The organism is Priestia sp. FW507-14D1A (assembly GCF_058781295.1).
In genome coordinates, this window is record NZ_JBYSWQ010000001.1 from 823590 (window position 1) to 840485 (window position 16896).

Below are 16896 nucleotides of genomic sequence, written 5' to 3' on the forward strand. Positions count from 1 at the left end.
TACTTATAGCTTATAGCGTATTTAATGTGCTGACTAACGTTTGGCGTTCTTCTTCCGTTAACGGAACTAAAGGTAATCGTACCGATCCTACGTCTAACCCTTTTAGCTGTAAAGCTGTTTTAACAGGCGTTGGACTTGGAGCCGCAAAAAGAGATTTCATAACAGGTACAATACGCTGATGAATTTTTGCTGCTTCCTTCGGATTTCCCGACTCATACAGCTTAACCATCTCTTGCATTTCATTCCCAATAACGTGAGAGGCAACAGAAATAATACCAGTTCCTCCAACTGCTAGTACCGGTAGTGTTAAACCATCATCACCGCTGTATAAAGCAAAATCATCGCTTGTTTGTGCGATAATAGCTGTCATTGCGTCAAGATCTCCGCTTGCATCTTTTAACGCTACAACATTTGGCAGTTCAGCTAGGCGTACAATTGTATCAACAGACATATTGATCACAGATCGCCCTGGAATATTGTATAACATGACAGGCAGCTCTGTACTTTCAGCAATTGTTTTAAAATGCTGATATAAGCCATCCTGATTCGGCTTGTTGTAATAAGGTGCTACAATCATAATCGCATCTACGCCGATTTCTTCTGCCTTTTTTGTTAATTCAATTGATGCATACGTATTGTTGCTTCCTGTACCAGCCACAACAGGTACACGGCCATCTACTACCTTTACTGAGTGGCGGAACAGCGCCAGCTTTTCTTCTGTTGAAAGCGTAGGAGATTCACCCGTTGTTCCTGCAATAACCAACGCATCCGAACCGTTGCTGATTAAATAGTTAATAAGCTGCGTTGTTTTTTCAAAATCAATATTTCCTTTATGATCAAAAGGCGTTACCATCGCTGTTGCGACTTTCCCAAAATCAATCATGTTTTCACTCCTTGAAATTGCATTATCCCTATTCATGTAATGAACCGTTAGCTTATAGCTAACGGAACATGTAGTTTATCTCTTTTGCGGTGCTTTTGACAAGTCAAAGGCACCATGAAGAGCATTAACGGCTTTCTTTAAATCCTCTTCTTTTACAAGCACCCAAATCGTCGTATGGCTGTCAGCAGATTGTAAAATCTGAATACCTTCGCCAGAAAGGGCTGTAACAATTTTAGATGTAACACCAGGCACCCCTGCAATTCCTGCTCCAACCGTTGACACTTTGGCACAGTTGCGAATAACAGCCGGCTCATACCCCAGCGCATGAAGCACATCAATCGCTTTGTCAGTTGCTTCATCTGTTACCGTATATACAACACCCTTCGGTGAAATATTGATAAAATCTACGCTGATTTTTTCTTGTGCCATTGCTTTGAATACTTCTGCTTGCGTATCATAATGGCCTTCTTTACTAAAAACTTTAATTTGAGTGACGTTGGATACGTGCGCGATGCCTGTTACAAGGCGTTCTTGTACATCGCTTCCACGCTGCTGTGCTTCACCTTGAGATGTAACAAGCGTACCTGTTGAATCAGCATACGTGGAACGGACGCGCATCGGTACTTTTGCTTGCATGGCAATTTCTACGGCACGTGGGTGAACTACTTTTGCACCTTGATAAGCCATGTTGCATATTTCGTTATATGTGACAACGGATAGCGGTCTTGCATCTTCTACAATACGCGGGTCCGCTGTCATCACACCTTCTACATCTGTGAAAATGTCAATGTAATCAGCCATAAGGGCTGCACCTAAAGCTGAAGCAGATGTATCGCTGCCTCCGCGTCCAAGCGTTGTTGTATCACCTTCAGTAGTTGCGCCTTGAAAGCCTGTTACAACAACGACATCATATTCTTCTAATTCTTTTAACAAACGATCGCATTTCATTTCTAGTATCTTGGCATTGGTAAAATCATCATTCGTCACAAACCCGGCCTGTGCACCGTTTAACGCTGTAGCTTTAATACCATTTTCGTTTAATAAATTCGTAAACACAACCGATGAAATTAATTCTCCGCATGCCATAAGCATATCAAGCTCACGTTTATTAAGAGACGCTTTATTTCCATCAACAAGTGAAAGCAATGTATCCGTTGCATACGGCTCACCTTTTCGTCCCATTGCCGATACAACAACGACTACTTTGTAACCCTCACTTAATGCATTATTTAAATGATAGATTGCTCTCGCTCTTCCTTCTTCGTTACGAACGGAAGTTCCTCCAAATTTTTGGACGATTATTTTCATACTTACACCTCATCATGTTCCGAGACACTCTGGTTGCGCTTATTTTACTAAGCTAAGCTTAATAAGTGATTCTGCAATTTGTACAGAATTCCAAGCTGCACCTTTTAACAAGTTATCAGAAACGATCCACATATGGAAACCGTTATCGCGATCTAAATCTTTACGAATACGGCCGACAAACACATCTCGTTTACCTACACAATCTGCTGGCATTGGATATACTTGATTTTCTGGATCATCTTGCAATACGATACCAGGTGCATCAGCCAATAAATTTTTCACATCAGCTACCGTTACACCGTCTTTTTCAATTTCAATGTACACTGACTCTGAATGACCTGTTACAACCGGTAGACGAACACAAGTAGCAGCTACTGGCAATTCAGGCATGCTCATAATTTTCTTCGTTTCATTAATCATTTTCATTTCTTCAAATGTAAAACCGTTATCTTGAAATTTATCAATTTGCGGAATGGCATTAAAAGCAATTTGATAATGTTTTTTATCTCCACCAACCGGTAAAATTTCCGGTGTAAACTCTTTTTCTTCTAAAATAGCTTTAGCTTGTTCTTTTAATTCATTAATTGCAGCAGCGCCTGCTCCAGAAACGGCTTGATACGTTGATACTAGTACTTTAGATAAGCCATATGTTTCACGCAACGGCTGTAATGCTGCAACCATTTGAATTGTGGAGCAGTTTGGATTAGCAATGATTCCGTTATGTGCGTGTAATGCGTCTTCATTCACTTCCGGCACAACTAACGGGACATTTTCATCCATTCGATAAGCGCTTGTGTTGTCTACAACGATTGCTCCGCGTTTTACTGCCTCTGGTGCAAGTGCTTTTGAAATACTCCCGCCTGCACTGAATAAAGCAATATCTACGCCTTCAAAGCTATCAGGAGTTGCTTCTTGCACAACAACTTCTTCTCCGTTAAACAACACTTTTTTACCAGCTGAACGAGCTGAAGATAATAACGTTAATTTACCAACTGGAAAATTACGCTCCTGTAGGGTTTTAATCATTTGTTGTCCTACTGCACCTGTTGCTCCTACTACTGCTACATGTAATTCTCTTGTCATTTTAATACCGCCTCCAACAATTTTCAACTACTCAACATTTATCTGCATATACTGACTATTTTAACATATTATTATGCTTCATTGCGTCAAAGAAGAGAAGATTTTTAAAATCTTCTCTTCTTTGAGATTGAGAGTTCTCTTACAGCCGCAGTATTGAATAGATTCATGCAACAGCAAGAGGCATATATGTCCTATGACTCTTGACCGTCGCGGAACCTTTCGACAATAACAGGCTGAATCTGTTTATCTTCAAGCGCTGCGTACACCGTGTCTGATAACATCGTCATACGCGCTACCATTGAATTCGGCTTAAGCACCGGGTCATCTTGACCAAATGGAATAAAATAAATATTTTTAGTCGCCATTAGCCTCATTAAGTTTACACCATTTAGCCCTAGTGCGTCATTAGTCGAAATTCCCAGTACCACCGGCTTATTATTACGAAGCGTTGCTTTAGCTGCCATGAGTACCGGAGATTCAGTCATTGCATTTGCAAACTTACTCATCGTATTCCCAGTGATTGGGGCAACCACCATACAATCAAGCGGAATCTTTGGTCCTAAAGGCTCTGCTTTTACAATTGTATTGATGACGGCGTGACCCGTTAATTCCTCAATTTTCTTCACCCAGTCTTCTCCATCTCCAAAACGAGTATTTGTGGATTGTACAGTGTAAGAAACGACCGGTAACACTTCTGCTCCCAAATTAACAAGCTTTTCAATTTCCGGCATAACCGCATCATACGTACAGTGAGACCCGGTCAAGCCGAACCCTATTCTTTTACCTTTTAATGACATTATTTTTTCTCCTCTCTCGCATCCGCAGCTTCTTTTAATAAATTCACTAATACATTAGCGACAATCTGACCTGCTGTTTTTGGAGCCACAATTCCTGGAAGACCTGGTGCTAAAATAGCTTTAATTCCTCGTTTTTCCGCATAGCGGAAATCGGTTCCTCCAGGCTTTGAAGCTAAATCAATAATGAGTGCATGGGTCGGGACATTAGATAATGTCTTAGCCGTTAAGATGGGGTATGGAATGGTGTTAATACATATATCACTATCAGCAATTTCTTTATCGAGTTCAGAAAGATAGAAAGGTTGCAAACCCATTTCAGCAATACGTGCTAAATGTTCAGATTTTCTAGCTCCTACTTTTACATTGGCACCGAGTGCAGCAAAGGACCTCGCCACGCTCATTCCTACTCTTCCTAAACCTAGGACAGAAATATTTGAACCGTGAATGGTAAAATCCGTATGTTGAATAACAAGCATGATGGTACCTTCAACAGTAGGAATAGAGTTATAAATTGCTACATCATCACGCTCAAATAGCTGAACGAGTTTACGGTTTGTCGTTTTGACTAATTCGTTTAAATACCCATTGCTAATACCAGAATAAATAATGCAGTGCTCAGGCGTTTTTTTAAGTATTTCTTCAGTCAGCACTACTTTTTCATTTGAAAAAATAGTATCTACTTGCCCTTCGTGATTTGTTCCAGGCACTGGAAGGATGATGGCGTCAACATCTGAAAAATCCAGCTCCTCTATCTGATATTTCGTCGCACCTGTAAAACCATGATCTAGCTGATCAAAACCAATAAGAGAGGTTTTTGCATCTAATTGAATTAATTTTCGAATGACTTCAAGCTGCCTAGCATCACCGCCAATTACAGCTATGTGCAAATCCGTTAACATGTTTCATTTTCACCTTCTTTAACATTAAATAGATGTATCTTTCGCTTAAACCATCGAGATGTAAAGTGCTATCATTACGCCCTAGAATGCCTATTGCTTTTCTTCAACATACTATGTAAACACACAGGAATCGGTGAATCTTTATCCCTGAAAATAAAAGAAACGAGATGCAGGAAGCATCTCGTTTCTTATTTTGTTGACTCATTGTTTATGTCTTCTAGCTGCTGGACATTTACAATCACCATATCTGTACCAATTTTTTCGATATTTCCCCACGGCACTCGCACTTCATCTCCTTGCTTTCGAAACCCAAACCACTTCACAGATGGAATAATCAGCGCATTAATTTGTCCCGTATGTTCATTAATTTCAAGATCCGTTTGCCCTAAAATACCCAAACGTTCTGCTCGCTTAACATCTACAATTTCTTTTCCACTCAGTTCGCTTAATCTCATAGAATCCCTCCTTTCATCTAATTTATTGAACAACCATACAAAAAATGACAAAAAAATAAGGCTGGCTCAATTATTTTAGCCAACCTTACTTTTACTGTTTACTTTCCTTTAAAACCTTTAGGTAAATCTCCACTCGGGCTTATTAGCGAAAGAGCAAATTCATCTTTGAAAATATCTCGTGCAAGACCATTTACACTATCTTTAGTCACGGCATTAACAAGGTCTAGAATCTCATCTAATGAACGGTGATAGCCTAGCATTAACTCATTTTTTCCGTTTCTGCTCATACGGCTATTTGTACTTTCAAGGCTCAGCATTAAGTTTCCTTTCAGCTGCTCTTTGCTGTTAGAAAGTTCTTTATCTGTAATCCCTTTGTCTTTCAGATCATAAAGCGTTTCTTGAACCGTATCATATAATACGTCGAGCTGATGGCTTCCCGTCCCCCCATAAATCGTGACAAGACCGCTGTCTCGATAAGAAGAATGATAAGAGAAAACAGAATAAGCCAAGCCGCGCTGTTCGCGGACTTCTTGGAACAAACGACTGCTCATACTTCCGCCAAGCACGTTATTTAATACAATTAAGCTATATACATCTTCTCCGCCGATTGGCAAACCTTTAAAGCCAAGGCAAAGATGAGCTTGTTCTGTTTCCTTTTTGCGCGCAATATGATTTGTATGAAACTCTGGCTGAACATATTGATGAGCGGAATGACTTGACGTATATGTACCAAAATAGTTTTCCACCTGCTGAATAAAACTTTCATCAATGTTTCCAGCTACTGAAATAACAATGTTTTCGGGAATATACATTTGCTCCATATACTGACGAAGCGAATCACCGTTAAATGTTTTTAACGTATCTTCCGTTCCTAAAATTGGATAGCCTAATGGATGATTGCCATATACGGCTTTGCCTAATAAATCGTGTACAATATCATCAGGTGTATCTTCATACATTTTAATTTCTTCATATACAACATTTTTTTCACGAGCTAATTCCTCTTCATCAAATGAAGAATTAAAGAACATATCTGCCAGCACATCTAGTGCTTGATCTGCGTGTTCGTCTAATACTTTTGCATAGTAGCACGTGTATTCTTTAGAAGTGAATGCATTTACTTGTCCCCCAATGCGGTCGAAGCTTTCTGCAATTTCACGAGCAGATCTTGTTTTTGTTCCTTTAAAAAACATATGTTCAAGAAAATGTGATACACCATTAATTTCAGGGTGTTCACTTCGAGAACCCGTTCCGATCCAAACCCCAATGGCCACGGATCGAACAGTTGGGATATTTTCCAATACAATTCTTACACCATTTTTGCACGTATATCGTTTTATCAAGCTAGTGCCTCCCTTTTGCTTATCTCACTTACTTCTTAGTAGAAGAAGGTATTTTCATCATTCGTTCTTCATCTAGCATTGTTGACACATCGCTAACTTTCAGGCCTTTGCGTTCAATATCGGTTAACAATTGGTCAAGCGATTCGGCCGTTGATTCAGTCGGGTGCATCAGTACAATAGCCCCTGGGTGAATCTTTTTCATTACTCGATTAATTAACACTTCTGAACTTGGCTTTTGCCAATCGATTGTATCAACTGTCCACATGATGGTACTCATTTTTAACTGAGAAGCAAGCGTTACTACTTCGGGGCGAAAACTGCCGCTCGGCGGAGCAAACCATTTTACTTTTTGTCCCGTAGTAGACGTAATAATATCATTCGTTTTTTTAAGCTGCTGATTGATTTGACTAGCCGATAAAGTGGCCATATCAGGATGAGAATAAGAGTGGTTTCCTACTTCATGCCCTGCGTCTACAATCATTTTTGCCATATCTGGATTATTTTTAACCCATTTTCCTTCTAAAAAGAAAGTTGCTTTAGCATGGTGCTTTTTTAGCACTTCTAACATTTTAGGCAAATACTCGTTCCCCCATGCTACGTTCACTGTAAACGATACCATAGGCTTTTCATCGTGTCCACGGTAGATAGGTTCCTGTGGTAAATCCTTCAAGTGAACCTTTGGTCTAACCTGTTTGTACACTAGTTTTTTTTCATCAAATTTACCCGCAGGTTTCATATTTTTATAAGAAGCAGCAAGATCAACTTTTATGCCGTTATAGCCAGGAACCCGTTTCCATACGGGATCGATTCGTGCATTCGCTGCCGGCTTTTCAAAATCTTTTGCTTTTTCTTCAATCTTTTGATATAACGCATCATGCTGAGCTGATACAAGTTGTACATCGGATTTAAGTGCTTCTATATATGCTTCAGCAAAAGGATTATAAATAGATTTATATGTAATTGCCAGTAAAAATAGAAATGCTGTAAATTGCACAATGGTTCTCTTCACTTATCCTTCCCCCTTTACCATTTAAAATATGTATAAAGAGGACAAGGTAGAACAAACATCTACAAACGATAAAATCGCCCTACACATGGATTTTCTTCATGTATGGACGATTTCACAATATCTATATAGTAGTAAAAGAAGATTATTTTGTTTCTTTTGCTTTTTCTTCTTTTTCTTTTTGTTCTTTTAAAATTGCTTTACGAGATAAGTTAACGCGGCCTTGTTTATCAATTTCCATAACCTTAACTAAAAGCTCGTCACCAATCGCTACAACGTCTTCCACTTTTCCAATACGCTCTTCTGCAAGCTCTGAAATATGAACAAGCCCATCTTTTCCGCTGAAGATTTCTACAAATGCACCGAATTTTTCAATTCGTTTTACTTTTCCTAAGTACATTTGGCCGACTTCAACTTCGCGTACAAGATCTTCAATAATTTTCTTCGCTTTTTCATTCATTGGCTGATCAATAGAAGAAATGAAGATTGTACCATCTTGTTCGATATCAATTTTAACGCCTGTTTCTTCGATGATTTTATTGATTTGCTTGCCGCTTGGTCCAATAACATCACGAATTTTATCAGGGTTAATCGCCATTGTAAGGATCTTAGGCGCATATTGAGAAAGCTCTTGACGAGGCGTAGCAATCGTTGACATCATATGATTTAAGATCTGCATACGGCCTTTTTTTGCTTGTTGAAGGGCTTCGTCTAAAATTTCACGAGATAACCCGTCAATTTTAATATCCATTTGAAGCGCAGTTACGCCATTTTCCGTACCTGCTACTTTAAAGTCCATATCTCCTAGGTGATCTTCCATTCCTTGAATGTCCGTTAGAATCGAATAGTGTTCACCTGATTTGATCAGACCCATGGCAATCCCTGCTACAGGTGCTTTAATTGGAACCCCAGCATCCATCATTGCAAGCGTACTTGCACAAATACTCGCTTGTGAAGTAGAACCGTTTGACTCTAATACTTCAGATACAAGACGAATTGTATAAGGGAAATCTTTTTCATTTGGAATAACAGGCTCAAGTGCACGTTCACCTAGCGCACCATGTCCAATTTCACGACGACCCGGTCCGCGCATCGGTCTAGTTTCACCAACACTAAATGAAGGGAAGTTATAGTGATGCATGAAGCGTTTAGATTCTTCTACACTTAAACCATCTAAAATTTGCACATCGCCCAGTGCACCTAATGTACAGATGCTAAGCGCTTGAGTTTGTCCACGCGTAAATAATCCAGATCCGTGTGTACGAGGAAGCAAGTTTGTTTCAGAAGAAAGTGGACGAATTTCGTCAATACTACGGCCATCAGGACGCACTTTTTCTTCTGTGATCAAGCGACGCACTTCACTTTTAACAAGCTTTGATAAAATTTCATTCACTTGATTTAGTACTTCTTCTTCTACATCTTGCTCTTCAAATTTTGCAGCTACGGCGCTTTTCACTTCTTTAATCGCATTTTCGCGCGCATGCTTTTCTTGAACTTGAACCGCACGGTTCATGTCACCTTCTGCAATTTCGCGAACTTGACGCTCAAGGTCAGCATCCACAGTATAAAGCGCAACTTCTACTTTTTCTTTGCCTACTGCTGCTACAATTTCTTCTTGGAACGCAATTAATTTTTTAATTTGCTCGTGTCCAAACATAATTGCTTCTAGCATTACTTCTTCCGGTACTTCATCAGCGCCTGCTTCAACCATGTTGATCGCGTCTTTTGTACCAGCAACCGTCAGATGAATATCGCTTTTTTCAAGCTCATCTACCGTTGGGTTTACAACAAATTCATTGTCTACACGGCCTACGATTACGCCTGCAATAGGACCTTCAAATGGAATATCAGATACTGATAATGCTAATGAAGAACCGAACATTGCCGCGATTTCTGAAGAACAGTTTTGATCTACGCTCATTACAACGCTGACAACTTGAACTTCGTTTCGGAAACCATCTGCGAATAAAGGACGAATCGGACGGTCGATTAAACGGCTAGCCAAGATTGCTTTTTCACTTGGTCTGCCTTCACGCTTAATGAATCCACCTGGGATTTTACCGACTGCATATAAACGCTCTTCATAGTTTACTGTTAACGGGAAGAAATCTACATTTTTAGGCTCTTTTGAAGCCGTTGCTGTACTTAATACAACTGTGTCTCCATAGCGGATTAATGCTGCGCCATTTGCTTGTTTTGCCAACTGGCCAACTTCAACTTCTAGCTTTCGTCCAGCTAGATCTACGGAGAACACTCGTTTTTCTTGTTCCATATCGACGAGTACCCCTCTCTACATATAAAATATGTATGTAATCAAATGTGATAGTTTTATTATAAACGAAATATCCAAAAACAATAGCTTTTTTCACATTATGTAGCATCTTTAATGTTTCTTAAATGTACATACTAAAAAAGCGGGAATGCTCCCGCTTTCTTCTTATTATCGACGTAAACCAAGTTTGTTGATTAACTCACGATAACGAGTAACGTCTTTGTTACGTAGGTAGTTAAGTAAGTTACGACGTCGACCTACCATTTTTAAAAGACCACGACGTGAATGGTGATCCTTTTTATGAGTACGTAAGTGACCGTTTAGATTGTTAATTTGCTCTGTTAGGACAGCGATTTGAACTTCTGGAGAACCAGTGTCGTTCGCATGAGTTTTGTACTCACTAATGATTTCATTTTTACGCTCTTGTGTGATAGCCATCCTATTCACCTCCTTATTATTAAACCCCAGTTACCGAGCAAAACGTTGGTGAATCGTAATGCCAAGCAATGGTTGTTTTACATACAAGTGTTATGTTACTACTTATTGAAGCAAAAAGCAAGTCGTAGCAGCTATTTATATATATTTTTTTATTTCTTATGCTTTTGAATTCCTTCAAAATAAGCAAGGGCTTCTTCCTTGTCCTTTGAGATCTGACCGACAAGCTCTTCGATGCCGCTGAACTTTTTTTCTGACCGAATCATTCGGTGCCATTTCACCGTTACGTGCTGATCGTAGATTTGTTCGTCAAATGATAATAAGTGCACTTCGATTGTTGGCTTTTCTAAATTTTCGTGAAAAGTCGGCTTATAGCCCACGTTGCATACTCCTGCATACCACTTGCCGTGGAGCTGAAGCTCAACAGCATACACGCCGATGCGCGGAAGTAAATACTCATCGTCTAAGGCGATGTTAGCAGTTGGAAAACCTATTTGCCTGCCTCGCTTTTCTCCGTGAGTTACTGTGCCTGACACTTCATAATAGCGCCCAAGCAGCTCTTTTACTCGATGCATGTCTCCATTTGCTAAATTTTCGCGAATAAGCGTTGAACTAATTTTTTCTTCGCCATTTGTTAACTTATCAATTGTTGTTTGAGTGAATTTTGATCGAGAATGAAATGGTAGTATTTCCATTGTTCCTTTACCTAACTTTCCATACGTATAGTCAAATCCAGCTACCACATGCTGCACATTCAGGCCAATAATATACTGATCCACAAACTCTTGAGGCAATAGTGCTGCAAACTGTTTATCAAAATGAACGATATATAAAAAGTCAATTCCCATTTCCTCAATGAGTTTCTTTTTTTCTTGAAGTGGTGTGATCATATCAATGTGCTGCACGTTGCGCCCGAGCACCACAGAAGGGTGAGGAGTAAACGTCATCACAGCACTAGCTATGCCTTTTTCATCGGCTAACCGTTTTGCTGAATTTATCACTTGCTGATGCCCTAAATGCACACCATCAAAATAACCAAGCGCTAACACTGATTGTTGAACAGCTTCTCGTTGAAAGTGGTGTGGATGTCGAATTTCAATCGTTTCCAAAACACAGTTCACCTTTTCCCTAACCGGTCTAGTCGATTGCCAACACTTTAACCGGCTTCATTAAATGTTTTTTCGTTGGGTGCTGAGCATAAATTGCTAAGCACTTGCCTGCAGAATTTATCATTAAAAAGAATGGTTCCTTTTTTAACTCTTCATCTTCTGTGCACGGCAATACCGCGCCATTTTTCACTTTCTCTGCTAATGTATCACTAATTTGAAGTTTCGGCAAATGATTAAGAGCTTCTTCGATCGAATGCAGTTTCTCATTAATCGTTTCTTCTTCTACCGCCCGTTCAATATCTTCAAATGTCACACAATCTTCTAGTGAAAACTGCCCTGAACCCGTTCGCTGCAAATAAGACATATGAGACGGATAGCCAAGAGCTTCTCCAATCATCACAGCAAGCGTTCGCACATATGTACCTTTGCTGCACGTTACGCGGAATTTGAAGGAAATTTGTTCTCCCTCAAATGTAGCGCGATCGTCCAGCAGTTCAAAGCTATAAATATGAATGGTTCTAACAGGGCGCTCTACTTCGATTCCTTGCCTTGCATATTCATATAGCTTTTTACCTTTGACTTTTACCGCGGAGTACATTGGAGGCACTTGCTGAAGTTCTCCTGTCATCGAAGACAGCACTTCTTCGATTTGAGCACGCGAAAAAGAATCCGCTACTTTCTTTTCTTCTACAATCTCTCCGGAAGAATCTTCTGTTGTTGTAGAAAATCCGAGTGTAACTTCTCCCTCATAAGTTTTAGTAGCTCCTGTTAGATACTCTACAATTTTGGTAGCTCTACCGATACAAATAGGCAATACCCCTGTAACGTCTGGGTCTAATGTGCCTGTATGCCCTACTTTTTTAGTGCGAAGCAGCTTTCGGACTTTAAACACACAGTCGTGCGAAGTCAGGCCAGCTGGTTTATGTAAAACTAAAACACCGTCCACTCATTCTTCATCTCCTTTTCATTTAAAAAAGGGCGTCTCAGAAGCAAAAACCACTTTTGAGACACCCTTTTTTGTTTCTACATTCACTGATCTTATTCGTTCTCTTGATGGTCATCGCTTTCTTTTTTAATTTCATGAAGCAATGATTCAATTCGATTACCATAATCAATTGATTCATCAAATTCAAACGTAATTTCAGGTGTTTTACGTAAGCGAATGCGCTGACCGATTTCTGAGCGGATAAATCCTTTTGCTTTCGCAAGGCCTTTTAACGTATTCTCACGCTGTTCAGCATCTCCTAAAACAGAGATATAAACTTTCGCTTGCTGTAAATCGCCTGATACTTGAACATCTGTTACAGTCACAAAACCAATGCGCGGATCCTTGATTTTACGATTTAAAATCTCGCCCATCTCTTTTTTCATTTGTTCTCCGACTCTAGTTGCTCTTATGTTCATCTGTGTCACCCCTTTTATAACCAATCAAAAGTTGTAATGGTACGTTCAATCTCTGGAAAAGAATCAATCAAGCTTAGCGCTTTTTGCAGTTCTTGTTCCGTTGTGACACGGCTAGATGAGACTGCGACAATGCTAATTTTTGTTCGCTGCCACATATCTTGAAAATCAGTTTCAGAAACTGATACGTTAAACCGCTGCTTCAAGCGCATCAAGATGCGCTGAAGCACGGCACGTTTTTCTTTAAGAGAAGCAGCATCGTAAATTAAGCATTCACACTCCACTAGTCCAATCATTTAGGATCAATTTGCTCCATTACATACGCTTCAATAATATCTCCTTCTTTAATATCATTGAAGTTTTTAATTGTAATACCACACTCATATCCTTGAGCGACTTCTTTTGCATCGTCTTTAAAGCGTTTTAGCACATCTACTTCACCTTCAAAGATAACAATTCCGTCACGGATTAAACGAATTCCACTGTTACGTGTAATTTTACCGTCTGTTACGTAACTTCCTGCGATTGTACCAACTTTTGATACTTTGAATGTTTGACGTACTTCCACTTGACCGATGATTTTTTCAGCAAACTCAGGATCAAGCATTCCTTTCATCGCAGATTCAATTTCTTCAATTACTTTGTAAATAATGCGGTGAAGACGAATATCTACGTTTTCTACGTCAGCTGTACGTTTTGCTCCAGCATCCGGACGCACGTTAAAGCCGATAACGATTGCGTTAGAAGCAGTTGCAAGAATGATATCAGATTCTGTAATCGCACCTACACCCGTATGGATAATACGAACATTTACACCCTCTACATCAATCTTTTGAAGAGCAGCAGCCAATGCTTCTACAGAACCTTGTACGTCTGCTTTTACGATAAGGTTTAAGTCTTTCATTTCACCTTGTTTAATTTTTTCAAATAAATCATCTAAGCTTACGCGAGATTTTTCACCGCGCTGTTGTTCAAGCTGCTTTTGAGCACGAGCTTCTCCGATTTGACGAGCTGTTTTCTCATCTTCAAACACTAAGAAACGATCTCCAGCTAACGGAACTTCGTTTAAGCCAGTAATCTCAACCGGAGTAGATGGTCCTACTTCCTTCACACGGCGGCCGATATCATTTACCATTGCGCGAACGCGGCCAAACGTATTTCCGACTACGATTGGATCACCTACGCGTAGTGTACCAGTTTGAACAAGAAGCGTTGCTACAGACCCACGGCCTTTATCTAGCTGTGCTTCTACAACTGTACCTGCTGCACGACGGTTAGGATTTGCTTTTAACTCTTCTACTTCACTTACAAGTAAAATCATTTCAAGCAATTGATCGATCCCTTCACCCGAAATGGCTGAAAGCTTACAGAAGATTGTTTCTCCGCCCCACTCTTCAGCTACAAGGCCGTGCTCCATTAGTTCTTGCATAACGCGATCTGGATTTGCTGCTTCTTTATCCATTTTGTTAACCGCAACAATAATTGGCACTTCTGCCGCTTTTGCATGGTTAATCGCTTCAATTGTTTGAGGCATTACACCATCGTCTGCTGCCACAACAAGGATTGTAATATCCGTTACTTGCGCACCGCGAGCACGCATCGTTGTAAATGCAGCATGCCCTGGTGTATCAAGGAATGTAATTTTCTTTTCGTCAACCACAACTTGATAAGCACCGATGTGCTGCGTGATACCGCCTGCTTCTGCAGCCGTTACTTTTGTGTTACGGATAGAGTCAAGAAGCGTCGTTTTACCGTGGTCAACGTGACCCATGATTGTAACAACTGGAGGACGCACTTGAAGGTCTTTTTCGTCATCAATGATTTCTAATGATTCAAAAGCATTGTCATCTACCACTACTTCTTCTTCAACTTCTACACCGTATTCTCCGGCAATTAGTTCGATAGAATCTTTATCTAACTCTTGGTTAATTGTTGCCATTACACCAAGCATAAATAATTTTTTAATAATTTCAGAAGGCTCTTTGCCTAATTCTTTTGCTAACTCAGAAACCGTTAAGCTTCCGACAAACGTTACTTTTTCCGGTAACTCTTTTGCAGCTGCTGGAGCCGGTCTACCTTTTGGTGCCTGTGACTTTTGTGCCTGTGGCTTTTTGTTACCTTTATTGTTTCCTTTGTTAGCTGTTGATTTTGTATTTTTATTCAATACTTTCACCCCCATAAAATTAACCGAGCATCGTTGCTAGCTTTTTAGCAAACCCCTCGTCCATAACGGCTACCACGACTCGAGCATCTTTACCAATCGCTTGACCTAGCGTATAGCGATCGGGAACGATTTTAACCGAAACGTTATAGTAAGAACATTTATCCGTTACTTTTTTCTTTGTGTTTTCAGACGCATCGCTTGCTAAAAGTACTAACTTTGCTTTTTGTTTCCGAACTTCTCTAACCACAAGTTCTTCTCCAGAAATCAATTTGCGTGCACGGTTTGCAAGCCCTAAAAAGGAGATCCATTGTTCATTCATTAGCGTGACTGTTTCTCCTTTTCTACAAGCGCTAGCAACTCTTCATAAACCGCTTCATCTATTGACGCGCCTAAATGTGTCGAAAGCACATTTTTCTTTTTTGCCAATAAAATTGCTTCTTTATCCTTGCTTACATAAGCTCCGCGCCCGGACTTTTTACCCGTTACATCAACTGAAACGTCGCCTTCTTTTGAGCGTACAACGCGTACTAGCTCTTTTTTAGGCTTCATTTCTCCAGTGGCCACACATTTTCGCATCGGGACTTTTTTACGATTGTTCACCTTGGCTCACCTCTTATTCCATATCTTCATCTGAATCAAATGCATGTTGACTTACTAGCATATCATCGCTGTTTTTTACAACCATACCTTCTTGTTCAGCTTCTGATTGACTTTTAATATCAATTTTCCAGCCTGTCAGCTTAGCAGCTAGACGTGCATTTTGTCCACGTTTACCAATTGCAAGTGACAGCTGATAGTCAGGAACGATAACAGTTGTTGCTTTTTCATTTTCATCTACAATCACATCTACTACCTTAGATGGACTTAAAGCATTGGCAACAAATTCAACTGGATCATTTGACCAGCGAACGATGTCAATTTTTTCACCTTTTAGTTCATTTACAACAGCCTGTACGCGCTGACCTTTTGGCCCAACGCAAGAACCGACCGGATCTACTTCAGCATACTCAGAATGAACAGAGATTTTTGAACGGTCTCCAGCTTCGCGAGCTACTGATTTTAATTCAACTGTACCGTCATAGATTTCCGGTACTTCTTTTTCGAAAAGACGTTTTAAAAGACCTGGGTGCGTACGTGAAACATAGATTTGTGGGCCTTTTGTTGTTTTTTCTACTTTCGTAATATACACTTTAATACGATCATGAGGTTTATACTGCTCATTTGGCATTTGCTCGCTTTGAGGAAGCAATGCTTCAATTTTGCCAAGGCTCACATAGATGAAGCGAGAATCTTGACGCTGAACAATACCTGTCATAATATCTTCTTCGCGATCGCTGAACTCTGAATAGATAACGCCTCGTTCCGCCTCACGAACACGCTGTGTAACAACTTGTTTTGCCGTTTGAGCCGCGATGCGTCCAAAGTCTTTTGGCGTTACTTCGATTTCAACCACATCGTCTAGCTGAAAGTTAGGGTTGATTGTTTGTGCTTCTTCAACCGAAATTTCCAGGCGTGGATCATATACTTCATCAACCACATCTTTGCGAGCAAACACGCGCATTGAACCTCTTTCTAAATTTAAATCAACGCGTACGTTTTGCGCTTGGTTAAAGTTGCGTTTGTAAGCAGAAATTAGCGCTGCTTCAATTGCTTCAATAATTATATCTTTGCTAATGCCTTTCTCTTTTTCAAGAATGACTAAGGCATCAAATAACTCACTGCTCATCGTTGGATAATCCCC

Annotated in this window: 17 protein-coding genes and 1 pseudogene; all 18 read right to left on the reverse strand. The window is 40.0% G+C overall.

Annotation, left to right across the window (positions count from 1 at the left end; translation table 11 throughout):
- Nucleotides 1–10 precede the first annotated feature (10 nt).
- Nucleotides 11–883 (reverse strand): 4-hydroxy-tetrahydrodipicolinate synthase, encoded by an 873-nt coding sequence (dapA, locus tag AC3WJG_RS04700; protein WP_102813780.1) that lies wholly within the window; start codon nt 881–883, stop codon nt 11–13.
- 75 nt (nt 884–958) lie between these two features.
- Nucleotides 959–2191, reverse strand: a complete 1233-nt coding sequence (dapG, locus tag AC3WJG_RS04705) for an aspartate kinase (RefSeq protein WP_013084757.1) — start codon at nt 2189–2191, stop codon at nt 959–961.
- Between the two features lie 39 nt (nt 2192–2230).
- Nucleotides 2231–3274: an aspartate-semialdehyde dehydrogenase gene (asd, locus tag AC3WJG_RS04710; RefSeq protein ID WP_013058824.1), complete on the reverse strand. Its 1044-nt coding sequence runs from the start codon at nt 3272–3274 to the stop codon at nt 2231–2233.
- Nucleotides 3275–3465: 191 nt separating this feature from the next.
- Nucleotides 3466–4071 carry a dipicolinate synthase subunit B gene (locus tag AC3WJG_RS04715; RefSeq protein ID WP_013058825.1) on the reverse strand — a complete coding sequence of 202 codons (606 nt, stop codon included), beginning with the start codon at nt 4069–4071 and terminating at the stop codon, nt 3466–3468.
- Nucleotides 4071–4970, reverse strand: coding sequence for a dipicolinic acid synthetase subunit A (dpaA, locus tag AC3WJG_RS04720; protein ID WP_102813782.1), 900 nt, complete (start codon nt 4968–4970; stop codon nt 4071–4073). The genes AC3WJG_RS04715 and dpaA overlap by 1 nt, the downstream gene beginning before the upstream one ends.
- Nucleotides 4971–5158: 188 nt before the next feature.
- A complete protein-coding gene (locus AC3WJG_RS04725) occupies nt 5159–5425 on the reverse strand; it encodes a YlmC/YmxH family sporulation protein (protein ID WP_028410846.1) in 267 nt (88 codons plus the stop codon).
- A 98-nt stretch (nt 5426–5523) separates the two neighbouring features.
- Complete coding sequence (locus tag AC3WJG_RS04730; protein WP_028410845.1) at nt 5524–6768, reverse strand: M16 family metallopeptidase; 1245 nt, start codon at nt 6766–6768, stop codon at nt 5524–5526.
- Nucleotides 6769–6796: 28 nt separating this feature from the next.
- Nucleotides 6797–7777 (reverse strand): polysaccharide deacetylase family protein, encoded by a 981-nt coding sequence (locus tag AC3WJG_RS04735; protein WP_098331913.1) that lies wholly within the window; start codon nt 7775–7777, stop codon nt 6797–6799.
- 142 nt (nt 7778–7919) lie between these two features.
- A complete protein-coding gene (gene pnp / locus AC3WJG_RS04740) occupies nt 7920–10046 on the reverse strand; it encodes a polyribonucleotide nucleotidyltransferase (protein ID WP_028410844.1) in 2127 nt (708 codons plus the stop codon).
- Between the two features lie 168 nt (nt 10047–10214).
- Complete coding sequence (rpsO, locus tag AC3WJG_RS04745) at nt 10215–10484, reverse strand: 30S ribosomal protein S15 (RefSeq protein ID WP_013058831.1); 270 nt, start codon at nt 10482–10484, stop codon at nt 10215–10217.
- Between the two features lie 149 nt (nt 10485–10633).
- Nucleotides 10634–11590 carry a bifunctional riboflavin kinase/FAD synthetase gene (gene ribF / locus AC3WJG_RS04750; protein ID WP_060745988.1) on the reverse strand — a complete coding sequence of 319 codons (957 nt, stop codon included), beginning with the start codon at nt 11588–11590 and terminating at the stop codon, nt 10634–10636.
- A 28-nt stretch (nt 11591–11618) separates the two neighbouring features.
- Nucleotides 11619–12536, reverse strand: coding sequence for a tRNA pseudouridine(55) synthase TruB (gene truB, locus AC3WJG_RS04755; RefSeq protein WP_098331911.1), 918 nt, complete (start codon nt 12534–12536; stop codon nt 11619–11621).
- Between the two features lie 92 nt (nt 12537–12628).
- Nucleotides 12629–12994 carry a 30S ribosome-binding factor RbfA gene (gene rbfA, locus AC3WJG_RS04760; RefSeq protein ID WP_013058834.1) on the reverse strand — a complete coding sequence of 122 codons (366 nt, stop codon included), beginning with the start codon at nt 12992–12994 and terminating at the stop codon, nt 12629–12631.
- Nucleotides 12995–13008: 14 nt separating this feature from the next.
- Entirely contained in the window at nt 13009–13287 is a 279-nt protein-coding gene (locus AC3WJG_RS04765) for a DUF503 domain-containing protein (RefSeq protein ID WP_028410841.1), read from the reverse strand.
- A pseudogene (gene infB, locus AC3WJG_RS04770) lies at nt 13284–15152 on the reverse strand (translation initiation factor IF-2); the annotation flags it as partial. The gene AC3WJG_RS04765 and the pseudogene infB, both read right to left, overlap by 4 nt.
- 22 nt (nt 15153–15174) lie before the next feature.
- A complete protein-coding gene (locus AC3WJG_RS04775) occupies nt 15175–15474 on the reverse strand; it encodes a YlxQ family RNA-binding protein (RefSeq protein ID WP_013058837.1) in 300 nt (99 codons plus the stop codon).
- A complete protein-coding gene (gene rnpM, locus AC3WJG_RS04780; RefSeq protein ID WP_013058838.1) occupies nt 15474–15755 on the reverse strand; it encodes an RNase P modulator RnpM in 282 nt (93 codons plus the stop codon). The genes AC3WJG_RS04775 and rnpM overlap by 1 nt, the downstream gene beginning before the upstream one ends.
- A 13-nt stretch (nt 15756–15768) precedes the next feature.
- Nucleotides 15769–16881: a transcription termination factor NusA gene (gene nusA, locus AC3WJG_RS04785; protein WP_028410839.1), complete on the reverse strand. Its 1113-nt coding sequence runs from the start codon at nt 16879–16881 to the stop codon at nt 15769–15771.
- Nucleotides 16882–16896: the final 15 nt, after the last annotated feature.

Bases quoted from the DNA above. Each gene is read 5' to 3' on its own strand.
- dapA (WP_102813780.1), bottom strand. From the start codon at position 883: ATGATTGATTTTGGGAAAGTCGCAACAGCGATGGTAACGCCTTTTGAT.
- dapG (WP_013084757.1), bottom strand. From the start codon at position 2,191: ATGAAAATAATCGTCCAAAAATTTGGAGGAACTTCCGTTCGTAACGAA.
- asd (WP_013058824.1), bottom strand. From the start codon at position 3,274: ATGACAAGAGAATTACATGTAGCAGTAGTAGGAGCAACAGGTGCAGTA.
- AC3WJG_RS04715 (WP_013058825.1), bottom strand. From the start codon at position 4,071: ATGTCATTAAAAGGTAAAAGAATAGGGTTCGGCTTGACCGGGTCTCAC.
- dpaA (WP_102813782.1), bottom strand. From the start codon at position 4,970: ATGTTAACGGATTTGCACATAGCTGTAATTGGCGGTGATGCTAGGCAG.
- AC3WJG_RS04725 (WP_028410846.1), bottom strand. From the start codon at position 5,425: ATGAGATTAAGCGAACTGAGTGGAAAAGAAATTGTAGATGTTAAGCGA.
- pnp (WP_028410844.1), bottom strand. From the start codon at position 10,046: ATGGAACAAGAAAAACGAGTGTTCTCCGTAGATCTAGCTGGACGAAAG.
- rpsO (WP_013058831.1), bottom strand. From the start codon at position 10,484: ATGGCTATCACACAAGAGCGTAAAAATGAAATCATTAGTGAGTACAAA.
- rbfA (WP_013058834.1), bottom strand. From the start codon at position 12,994: ATGAACATAAGAGCAACTAGAGTCGGAGAACAAATGAAAAAAGAGATG.
- AC3WJG_RS04765 (WP_028410841.1), bottom strand. From the start codon at position 13,287: ATGATTGGACTAGTGGAGTGTGAATGCTTAATTTACGATGCTGCTTCT.
- AC3WJG_RS04775 (WP_013058837.1), bottom strand. From the start codon at position 15,474: ATGAATGAACAATGGATCTCCTTTTTAGGGCTTGCAAACCGTGCACGC.
- nusA (WP_028410839.1), bottom strand. From the start codon at position 16,881: ATGAGCAGTGAGTTATTTGATGCCTTAGTCATTCTTGAAAAAGAGAAA.